Source organism: Paenibacillus sp. FSL K6-0108 (assembly GCF_045040695.1).
Taxonomy (GTDB): domain Bacteria; phylum Bacillota; class Bacilli; order Paenibacillales; family Paenibacillaceae; genus Paenibacillus; species Paenibacillus pabuli_B.
This window is the reverse complement of sequence record NZ_CP150288.1, coordinates 1,167,013-1,178,622: the sequence shown is the minus strand read 5'-3', so window position 1 is coordinate 1,178,622 and position 11,610 is coordinate 1,167,013. Positions and strand designations below refer to the sequence as shown.

6 protein-coding genes are annotated in these 11,610 nt (G+C 48.5%); 2 read left to right on the top strand and 4 right to left on the bottom strand.

Features of this window, described 5'->3' with window-relative positions; translation table 11 throughout:
• Positions 1 to 93: 93 nt before the first annotated feature.
• A complete protein-coding gene (locus MHB49_RS05485) occupies positions 94 to 3,576 on the bottom strand; it encodes a glycoside hydrolase family 2 TIM barrel-domain containing protein (protein ID WP_405155346.1) in 3,483 nt (1,160 codons plus the stop codon).
• A 296-nt stretch (positions 3,577 to 3,872) separates the two neighbouring features.
• Here MHB49_RS05485 and MHB49_RS05480 point away from each other — a divergent pair, with 296 nt between their 5' ends.
• Positions 3,873 to 4,451 carry a hypothetical protein gene (locus tag MHB49_RS05480; RefSeq protein ID WP_405155345.1) on the top strand — a complete coding sequence of 193 codons (579 nt, stop codon included), beginning with the start codon at positions 3,873 to 3,875 and terminating at the stop codon, positions 4,449 to 4,451.
• 178 nt (positions 4,452 to 4,629) lie between these two features.
• Complete coding sequence (locus MHB49_RS05475; protein ID WP_405155344.1) at positions 4,630 to 6,399, top strand: alpha-glycosidase; 1,770 nt, start codon at positions 4,630 to 4,632, stop codon at positions 6,397 to 6,399.
• 665 nt (positions 6,400 to 7,064) lie between these two features.
• Here MHB49_RS05475 and MHB49_RS05470 read toward each other — a convergent pair.
• The 3 genes from MHB49_RS05470 to MHB49_RS05460 are packed head-to-tail and all read right to left on the bottom strand — an operon-like array spanning position 7,065 to position 11,370.
• Entirely contained in the window at positions 7,065 to 8,477 is a 1,413-nt protein-coding gene (locus tag MHB49_RS05470; protein WP_405155343.1) for an ANL family adenylate-forming protein, read from the bottom strand.
• Positions 8,474 to 9,895, bottom strand: a complete 1,422-nt coding sequence (locus tag MHB49_RS05465; protein ID WP_405155342.1) for a hypothetical protein — start codon at positions 9,893 to 9,895, stop codon at positions 8,474 to 8,476. The genes MHB49_RS05470 and MHB49_RS05465 overlap by 4 nt, the downstream gene beginning before the upstream one ends.
• Positions 9,896 to 9,897: 2 nt before the next feature.
• Positions 9,898 to 11,370: an alpha/beta hydrolase gene (locus MHB49_RS05460; RefSeq protein WP_405155341.1), complete on the bottom strand. Its 1,473-nt coding sequence runs from the start codon at positions 11,368 to 11,370 to the stop codon at positions 9,898 to 9,900.
• Positions 11,371 to 11,610: the final 240 nt, after the last annotated feature.

The following is an 11,610-nucleotide window of genomic DNA, read 5'->3' as shown; positions in this document are numbered from 1 at the left end:
CTTCAGGTAAACGTCCTGTTCTTAACGAACACTGTTTACTTGAAGAGGATTGACATCATTCATTTCTATCCCTTGACTCTTATATCCTGCTTCCTACTTCTCGAACCGGAACCAGCCAAAGTCAAACTGACTACCCGGCAGGAAGATAAAGGTCACCTTCTGCACACCTTTCACCTGCTCAAGCTCAAACACCCGTTCCTCATATCCTTCAGACTGTGTGAACTCAACCAGTTGATTGCTCTGTCCGTCATCACCTGCAAAGCGGATATGAATCGTGTTTTTATCAATTGGCGAACGGCCATAAATCACAAGCTTGGATGTGCCTTCTGCCGTGAAGTCCATATTTTCAAACTCCAGAGACACATTGTTCCCAATCCCCTCAACATGATCACCCTCGATCTTGAATGTATCCCCGTAGAGATGATCACATGATGCAGCCGTATTCTGTTCAAATGCGCGGCTTTGGCGCTCGAAAGAGAAGCCTTTGATATGAATCTTCTGCTTCAGTACAAAGCAGATCGACGTAATCCCGCTCAGTCGTTTGGACAGATGATATGTCTCTTCCTGATACACATTCCATCTGGATTCTTTGTCATACACCACATCTGCCAGCAGTGTACTTCCCTCTTCATCTGGCATGCCTTCCCAGATCTGAATGAAGTACTCTTCACTGGACAACGCAAAGATCGGAATCGTAATGGTATCGGAGCCGTAAGGCCCGAAGTCGATATTGCGGAAGCCTACATGGGTCTCTCCATCCCGACTTGTCGCTACCCCGCGTTCATTGCCGTTACCGACATCCCCTTTGGTGTAATCGTACAGCCCGCCCGTAATAAAGCCGTACGGATCTTTGTACGCCGTACCCAGACCGGTTGCTTTGAACTCCAATTGGGAAATCAGTTTTGTTTTATCGGTACCGTTACTGCTCGTCGCACGAAGACGGAATTCCCCATCACCCAGAGCGGATACGTTGACTTCCAGGCCATTGGCTTCGACCTTGGCAATGTTGGATTCAATCCCCGCATCGTTCACCACTGCCCACTCGATATCGCGGTAGGATGTGTTCTCCGGATACAGCTTGGCGTTCACTGTCATCTGCTGTTTCGAAGGATCGAATAGCTGCCCATCTTCGCTGATAATCTCGATTTTCCGCAAAGGAATCTCCTCCGCGCGTCCCGTCAGGATCGGACGTTCTGTATTACTCATGAGTACGATTTGCTCCTGACCAGCAGCGGCAGCCCCGGATATCCCATTGATACGGTCTCCTGCACCTGCAATAGCTAGCGATTCGAACTCGGCAGCTGCACTTTCCAATCCTTCCGAAGTCACCTCAATCTTCACGGTTCCCGATTCGTTCGTTGCCCCGATGATTGCCATCAGCTTGCCGCTGAACAACCTTCTACTAAGACCTTTGTATGGATCATAGTCCGTGCTATCGCCATTATCCAGACCCAGCAGACGGCCTGCACCTGTCACTTGGACCTGCACACGGTTGTTTGCATTTTGCACGAGATTGCCTGCTTCATCTTCCACTTGAATTTCCACGAAAATCAGATCTGTACCATCCGCTTGCAGCTGCTCCCGATCTGCTTGCAGACGGACCTTCTTCGCATCGGTAAAAGATCTTTGCACATCCGTTGCGATAACGTTGCCGTTCTCATCATAAGCGATCGCTTTGAGCTCACCTGCTTCATATGGCACTTTCCACCAGCCTGCCAGCTGGGTTCCCTTTGCATGGTCGATATCATACGTGCCGATTGTCTTGCCATTCAGCTGCAATTCAATCTTCGGCGCATTACTGCACACGCGTACATCGATCAGCTGACCCGGGCTGAAATCCCAGTAAGGGAACAGGTGAACCATCGGACTTTTCTTATAATCCGTCCAGGCTGCTTGGTAGATATAGTAGGAATCTTTCGGGAACGTTGCTGTATCCAGCTGTCCAAAATACGAATTCTTCGTATGATACGGCGTCGGCTCTCCGATATAATCGAATCCGGTCCACAAGAACTGCCCCAAGGAATACGGCGTATCCCGTTCTGCCAAAATGCAATATTCAGCCGACTTCGCGCCCCAGCTTGTCGTACTGTTACCCAAAGCCGAGCATTGCTCATCATCATCCGCCAGAATGGACTGCTCAAACGGGAAGTGATAAATCCCGCGGCTCTGCACCACAGATGACGTTTCACTACCATAGATAATCCAGTCCGGATGTTCCTCGTGATGTTTGTCGTAGTATTTTTCCGCGTAGTTATAGCCTGCGAGCTTCACGATATCGGCGCATTTTTGCGCATTTTCCCACGGCATGTAGTTCGAACCGATCGTCACGCCTGCATTCCCTTTTGGATCGAATTCCAGGACATACTCCATCAGCATGCGAGTCACTTCCTGCCCCCGCTCATCTGCATGGGTATCATAGATTTCGTTACCAATACTCCACATGATCAGACTTGCATGGTTACGATCCCGCTTCACCCAGCTCTTCACATCGGTATGTGCCCATTCCGGGAAAAATCTCGCATAGTCGTATGGGGTTTTGGCTCTCTCCCACATGTCGAACGCTTCTGAAACGATCAACATACCCATCTCATCCGCAAGTTCCATGAATTCTTTGGCAGGCATGTTATGAGCGGTCCGGATGGCGTTGACGCCCATTTCCTTCAACAGCACAAATCTTCTGCGCAGCGCCGTCAGATTAAAAGCAGCCCCCAGCGCACCGAGATCATGGTGTTCACACACGCCGTTCAGCTTCATCTTGACCCCATTCAGGTGGAAGCCTTCGTTTGCATCCAGCTTGATATCCCTGAAGCCAATCCGCTGTGTGATGATCTCGATCGTCTTATCATCGCTTTCACCTGCAGCCACTTGCAATTCCGTTACCAGCTCATACAGATTCGGTTCATCTGGGCTCCATAACTTCGGCTGCTCTACTGTCAGCTGTTGGCTGTTGGATTGTATCTCTCCTTGTCCAGCGTCTTTTCCTGCTGTAGCCGTAATGTCCCCTTTGCTGGACACGATCTGTTTACCCTGATACCAAATCGTGTGCACAAGCTGTGCGTTCTGATCGAGATTCAGCTCCGTATCCACTTCAACCTGCCAACCTTCTGGCTGCTGCTGAATCGATACATACGTACCGTCTGTGACGATATGATTCCGATCTCTCGTTTTGAGCCACACATTGCGGTAGATTCCGGCCCCGGAATACCATCTGCTGTTCGGGCTCTGATGCACGACTTTGACTATAATTTCATTGTCGCCTTCCACCAATGCACTCGTGATTTCATGTTCAAAAGCCGAATAGCCGTACTTCCACTCACCGACAAGCTGGCCATTCACATACACAGAAGAATCCATGTACACTCCATCAAAACAAAGCAGAAGCTGCTGTTCATCCTTCGTATACGGGAATGTCTTGCGGTACCAGCCAATGCTATCCTCGTACAGTTCAAGCGTATTATAGATCAGCCAATCATGAGGAAGCTCCACCGGTTCAAACGTTAACCCCGCAGGCTCTGTGACGTCCAGCTTACTTTTGGCAAATTGCCATCCATCCGTAAAAAGCCTTTTCTGATTCATCTCAGCTCTCACTTTCTGTGTGTATTTATGATTGCGGTTACAAACAAATGTAGAAGACTCACCGAAAACCTTTTCGAATATATTCAGGTGAGAGAATAACACTCCACCCGATTATATCATCTGACTGCTTTCTGTACGTCAATTTATAGCACTTTTATGATAAATTCTATGCACAACATATTTGAGCTTTCGTCTGTCTCTGTACCATTGTAAATTTATTCCTGTAATTTCTTGTCGTGCTATGTTAGATTATCCATTGGAATAATATCACATATATAGATAGGGGAAATTAGAACGTGAAGAAATCATGGGTACTATCCATCATTATGAGTTTTGTTTTGCTCGGCGGGGTATTCGCACCTGCAGGGTCCTATGCTGCTGCTGCGGATGACTCAACTACTACATATTCGGAAGACGAATACTACGAAGTTGACACATCGGAAGATGAACCGGAACTTACAGCCGATGAAGAGGATTTCCTGAATTACCTGGATCAACTGGATAGTGCATCCGTATATGAAGAGAAAGCCTTCAACGCTTTGGGAGGCGGATTTTACATCACATCCTCCAATCGCAAATCCGTTTATCTGAAATTGACCAACACAGCGATTCCTAACTACACCAAATATGTATCCAAGCTGAAACTGATTAAACCGCAAAATGCGGAACTGCAAAAAATCCATGCCAACTTGATCAAAGGTAGCTATACACAGCTGGAAGGATTCCAACTCGCTAAAAAGGCTGTCTCCAAAACAACGGTAAACAGCACTGTCCTGAAACAAGCCAATGCCAAAATTGATACCGGCAAAAAAAACATCGAGAAATTTCATAAAGAAATCTCTGCTTATGCCAATAAGCTTGGGTATGATTTTTAGTAAACAGACAAATTGAGATTTCAGGAAAAAAAAGTGTTTTCTTTTTCCAACTTAGTTCGTATAATAGCACTATAATCAAAAGGCTATGCTGCCGAAAGGTACAACCTCGTAAACATTGGGGTTGTGCCTTTTTTGCGTTTATAGCCGTATGATTCATCTCATACAAGGAGTGAATGCCGTGTTACTCGAAGCCATTTATCATCGTCCCAAAATGAATTGGTCCTACGTGTATGACCGCACAACCATGCATCTGAGACTCCGTTCCAAGCGGGGCGACCTGGATGCGGTTATCGCTATTATCGGCGATAAATATGCCTGGGATCGTACCGTTCTTCACCTTCCCATGCGAATCTTTGCCCGTGACGCCCTGTTCGATTATTGGGAAGTGGAAGCGCAGCCGCCCTATCGCAGATTGCGCTACGGCTTCCAACTAATTGAGGGAGAGGAATCCGTCTGGATGACCGAACGGGGATTCGAGCAGGCGCTGCCTGATCATCCGTTGGAATTTTTCGATTTTCCATTTATGAATCCGGTAGATATCTTTGAAGCACCAGCTTGGGTTAAGGATGCTGTGTTCTATCAGATCTTCCCCGAACGTTTTGCCAATGGTGATCCGTCGATCAGTCCGAAGAACGCAGAGCCCTGGGGCGGTGAACCGACTCCTTTCAATTTTTTCGGAGGTGATTTGCAGGGGGTCCTGGACCATCTCGACCATCTGAGCGCGCTTGGCATTAACGCCATTTATTTCTGCCCGGTGTTCCAGGCTACAACCAACCATAAGTACAATACAGCAGATTATATGAGGGTCGATCCCCACTTTGGCACCAATGAGAAATTGAAGGAGCTCGTGGATGCATGCCACGCACGTGGCATACGGGTTGTTCTGGATGCGGTGTTCAACCACTCCGGGAGAGAGTTTCTTCCATTTGCGGATGTGCTTGAAAAGGGGGCTGCTTCCCGTTATGCGGACTGGTTCCATGTCAGAGAATGGCCGGCGCGTATTGAGGATGGCATCCCCACTTACGATACGTTTGCCTTTGAACCCCTTATGCCCAAACTGAACACGGAGCATCCTGAGGTCAAAGAATATTTGCTGGAGGTCGCCCGCTACTGGATTCAGGATATGGGTATTGACGGTTGGAGGCTCGATGTCGCTAATGAAGTTGACCATCAATTCTGGCGTGAATTCCGGCAAACAGTCAAATCGCTTAATCCGGATGCGTATCTGCTCGGCGAAATCTGGCATGATTCCATCATGTGGCTGCAAGGGGACCAATTTGACGCGGTCATGAACTATCCGTTCACCAATTCAGTCATGGACTATGCCGTGCTCGGCAAGCTGGATGGCCTCGGATTCGCCAACGAGATTGGCAAACTGCTCGCTGCTTATTCACAGCCTGTAACGGAGGCAGCTTTCAACTTGCTCGGCAGTCATGACACGCCGCGACTCCTCACCCTATGTGAAGGAGATGTACGCAAAATGAAGTTGGCTGTCCTGCTGCTGCTTACGTACCCAGGCGCTCCTTGTATTTACTATGGTGACGAAGTAGGGCTTGATGGAGGCTATGATCCAGGTTGCCGCAAATGTATGGAGTGGGACGAACAGAAACAGAACAAGGATCTGCTCGGCTTCTTCACCCAAACCATTGCCCTGCGCAAACAACACGCTGCATTGCGCGGTGCGGACATTACGATGCTTCACGCTGAAGCCGGAGATCCGTGCATTGCCATTGGACGGAAGGATCAGGAGACTGGGGAACAATTCGTGCTCGTTCTGAATGCAAGCGAAGAACCACGCAGTATAGAGTTGCCACTACACCAGGGGACTTGGCGTAATGTATTCTCAGCCATAGCCCGGGAAACTCAGCAGAACAAGTTGAAGCTGGACTTGGAAGCGTACGGTTTCTCCCTGTTGCAGCTGGATGTCAAATCACACGTGAAAGCATAACATACGTGTTCACTCGCTCTCGATACAACATATCGACGTGCAGAATTCGTATAGATGGCGTATAGAAGCATCTGATCTATATCTTGCCCGAATGATAGACGCTCTTCGGATTGTGGCAACATGCTCTCATATAACTCTGAACGGGATAAAGGAGCTGCCTCCAAAGTCCTTAAACATGCAAATGCATGAAGAACGATGAAGAACAATAACATCGATATATGCAAAAGGAGCGAAGTTGAGGTTAAATGGCTTCGCCCCTTTGCGTTTTTAAGTTTTTCGTTTCGCGTTTTTCCGTCAAATACTCCAATTGTTTTCGATTAGCCGACCACCCTCTGTCCAAGCGCTAACGAACCTGGAGCATCTTAATAGGTGGTAAATCAAGTAATGAAATTTCTAAAGAACCTCAGTATCGTTATTCCGTCGCAAACCGTTATAAAAGCCCGGAAAATCGAATAAACCAACGAAATAAGACCTCTGTGATTCGTTAAAACTCAGAATGGTGCAAATGGGAGCGAATAACGTGTGCCAGGTTCCTTAGAGCAACATAAACGAGGGTTGCCCCCGTCATATACATGACTTGTTTAGGACAACCCTTTCAATTTACCACTCCATATGTCACACCCTGCCTGGCACTGAATCACTTCATTTTTTTTACTTTCATACACTCATTCATCTGTCGTTCCTTCCAAATCCTCCATGCTTGCCGCAACCTCATTCTGAACATCGAAAGTTAGACCGGAATTTCTTATCTTCTTCATTCTTGGACTTGTTAAGGCTTCGTGAGTAACAACGATTTTTTGTGGAATTTTGTATGGAGGCAACTTGTCTTGGCAAAAGTCCCAAATTTGTCTGCGCAGCTCCGCAAGAGATTGCTGCCCTGTAAGTCTGACCGTGGCCTTGACCATCTCCCCCGTAATTCCACTCGGTTCCCCGGTCACTACAGCCGTCTCAATGACTTTCATTTGCTCCAGGACACTTTCCACTTCCGCGGGATATACCTTACGCCCACCTACATTAATGATTTCGGAGCGACGGCCCAGGATACGAATGTAACCATCTTCCATCTCCGCTTCATCCCCGGTCTGGAGCCAGCCATCTTCCGTGAATGGAGACGGAGCATTCAGATATCCGATCATGGCTGTTTGCGTCTGGATCTCAAGCAAGCCGTCTACAATCCGATATTGGACTTCCCCGTCCCGAACCGTGAACAGCAAGGAACCCGAATCTTTGGAACGTGTCGGCAGAATGCCAAGCTCCGACATGCCGTAAGCCTGCACTGTACGTACATGCGGAAACTGACGATTCCATGCTGCAAGCAGCGCCTCTGGCATAACCTCAGATCCATAGGAAACCACTTCGAGACTGGATAGATCGAACTCCTGATAGACTCCGCTAAGGAGCAGTAGATTCATGAATGTTGGTGAGACTGGCAATGCCTGAACACGATGCTTTTCAATGGTTTTGCATACTTCCAGGGGCGAGCGATCCGGTATGACACATAAACAGCCGCCGCTGGAGAGGGACTGCAGCATTGTGTTTAAGCCACCAATATGGTCAAACATCATGAAAGGGATCGTACAGAGCGGCCGGACTTGCCGCCTGAACCCATCCAACAGTCTATCCCCGCTGTGAACAGCAGCTTTACTTCGTCCTGTCGATCCGGATGAGAAGATCACCAGACCTGCTTTCTTTTCCAGAATCAGTCCTGCCAATATCGGGGATCGACTGCCTTGTACGGAACAGCGTCTGGCCATCGCTTCCCCTTCCCCGACACTCATGTACCACTCTGCCTGAGCGAGCGTTGTATACTCATTCCGTTTGGCCTCAACCAAGTGTCGATCCAGCGGAATCACAATACAATTTCCTTCCAGAAGAGCAATCAATGCCGCTGCCGCATAAGGAGAATAATCTTCTTCAAGCACAACGATCTTCCCGTCAAGCCCTTCTCTCGAGATCCACTGGCTAAGGGTGTTCACCTGTTCCAATAACCAACTATAACTATACTGCTCGTCCCTCCAAATAAATGCAGGGCGATCCTCATACACAGCGAACCGTTCCAGAAGAAAATGGATATTCATCCCGCATCACCCTTCGGGCGATGTTTCAATTGTGCCTCCAAATAATCAACCAGCGATTCCACCGTTCGGTAAGGACTTTCCGGCATGGAAGCAGCGGCCATTTCCGTGAGGGCTACCCCTACACCGAACGTATCTTCAACACTTTGCTCGACAACCGCAAGTAAAGTAACCAGTTCAAGAGAATCCAGTCTTCCCCGACCTCCATATAGGGACGCCTGCAAACCATGTTCCAGAGGAATGGGTGCGTTATGGTACCGATGAAGCTCATCGCAGCTATCCAGCACAATTCGCTCGATGACTTCCCGATATGAGGGCGCGGGATTCTCCACATCCACAGTCGATGCGGTCTGTCTGAAGCGATCAGCATGCGGATGTGTCGTCATCAGCGCTTCATACCAGCGTAATTCGTCGGCCGCCAATTGTTCGATAATATCCGTTAACTGCTCCCGCCATTCCGGGCTTCGTTTCATTCTGGCGATCTGCAGCAGCTTGTGTGCCTGTTCCCAACGGGCTATGATTGCACTGAATTCCGCAACATATTGATCATGGGGAGAATCAAGCCATTTGGCAGCCTCCTCCAGCAAATCACGGAAAAAGTAACGGCTCCAGCGCATGTCGAATAGGAACGCGGAGATGGCTTTCTCCTGTTCCCGATCCGACTCGGCGTCCGGGTGCAGTCTTTGTAACAATTGTGAGGTCACCGCATGTCCAAAATAATAACTACGATTGCCCTGCCAGACTGTTCTGCCCATGATGAATTCATGAGCTTGCGTCGCCAGCGCAGAGCGCAGCATGTTCCGATAACCTGCCGAGTCGAGTGTATCGACAGCACGGATCTGCATCGTGCCATAGGTCCGTAATGTTTCTTTTCGCCGGGCTACTTCGAGCTCGGATATATTTTTGTTTCCTTTCCAGAACTCCTGGAAATCAGCAGATGATACAGCTCCCATGTATTTGGAGGGAACAGGATCATAGACATAGAACTGCTTCTCATCCATCCCGTACACAGCCAGCCAATGATCCACCAGATGAAGGCGCGAGCCTTGTTTAACAAGTTTATGAATATACTCCGGATTCCGATAATCCTCCCCATAAGGCAAGCAATAACTGGTGCCAGTGACGATCAAAAGGTCCTCATTTTCAAGTCGCTCCCGCATATATGCCTTTCCTTGTTCGAAGCTGTCAAACTCCCGTTCTCCAAACACTTCCCACATGGGCTCCTCATAATCCAGCTTATGAAAGTAAGGCTTAATCAGGCCACGATCCGAACAGGATGGCAGGCTATACAAGCGGCTGGAAGCCAACAGGCCCAGACTGCTTATCGAGCCCTGACGCTGAAGGACTTCGTGAATCAAGGGAAAATTACACGGATAATAATATGGAATATCCAATGTGGGCTGAAACGAATGAATAATCATAGCTACCTCCTGTTCCCGGCTTTGGCAGCCGTGCTGCCCCAAGACTGAATTTTGTAATGAAGAGACAGATTATCATGGGCACGGAACACCCGATTGGGCAGTGCTTTGCCATCGGCATCCGTCTCGAACTGCCGAAAGCCTCGCGTGAACCTGAACCGAAATCCGCTGTCACGCGGAACCTCGAAGCAGCCCTCATAACGGCCGCCCCCAACATGCAGAAGCTTCATGCCCATGCCACCGTAGATCGAATCATCATACATGTCTTGAAAAGGTGCCTCTGCACTCATACAGACTGTCACATGACCCGATAATTGTTCCACAACCGTGTACCTCCGTGATGCGGACAGCGCTCCCACGGTCAGGGTAACCACTGCATTTCCCGTCTTGAGAGGAACCAGGTCCCCATTGGGTCGAACTTCAAGAACATCAGGATGATCGGACCTGTACTCCCCTTCAAGTACACTCATGGTGAACCCGCTGTCATGATGAAGCAGCGCATTGATGTGACCATGCTGTCCGCCCTTCAATCCGATAACGTCCCTTCCCATCAACTCCAGAGAAGCTGGATTGCCGATTCGGCCAAACATGTACAGTAGCGGAAGATGAACCCGCTCTCCCCAATCCGCTTCCTGATGACCTGCATCCGGCTGTTCCAGAAATGCGATATCCTTGCCAGGCTTGTATCCCAGTTCGAGCATCTGATGAACCACATCCCTTATCTGGGAAGGCAGAAACAATCCTTCTGCGTCCCCAATATCCATCCACATTTGAATCGGAGCATTGCCCTCAGGCATGAGGTACATGTTCTCCTCCTGCAGCCTGCTCTCCGACGTTTCATCCAGCTGCACGTCCACGAAGAAGGGAGAGAGCATAATCAGTTTGCCAAAAATATCAGAGTGACGTGTTCCTATATGAAAGGTGCTGAGTGCCGCTGCGGAAGAACCAAGCAGTCCCGTATTATCCTTGTCCGGAAGTGTGCGGTAATGCTCATCGATGAACGGTTTCAGTTCATGAATGATAAAGTGTTCATAATCCAGGCCTGAGCACCCAACACTTATTGCTTCTCTTGCAGGCGCAATGAAATGATAGAACTCATTGTGTGTAACCGGACGCACATGGGCAATGCCGACAATGATCAACCCATCCATCAGGCCTTGAGCAATCAGTTGGTCTGCCGCCTGATCCACATTCCATGTTTCATTTCCATCAGTCGAAAAGCCGAAGGCCCTCTGTCCCGCATGCATGTACAACACCGGATAACGATGATCCACATGCTCCTTATAGCCTGGTGGCAAATAGACGAAAATCTTTCTCGTGTTGTCCAGCCTGGATGCTTTGAAACCTTCCACACACTCGATAACAGAATGAGTGTTCACTGAGCCATCAACCGCCTCTCCTATAGATTTCCGTTTTACACCAGCGAAGTGTTCTTGTTCTTCCCGCTTCGTTCTTCCCTCAGCTACATCGACAAACAACCCCGTCTCTGAAGAGACGGGGTTGTTTTAAAACACCGAAATGTTCTAAAATGCATAGCCCTTATATTGGTGGGTCTGCGAATAGTTTAAATCCGTTGAGGCTTGTTTGTAAATATAGAAATAGAAAAAAAATGCTCAGGAAAAAATTATTGACAACCCAACCATTATTTAATTATCATAACCTTGTGATTATAACTAGAGGGCCATGCTTTTAAACCCATTCGGTTTAGGACAACCCCG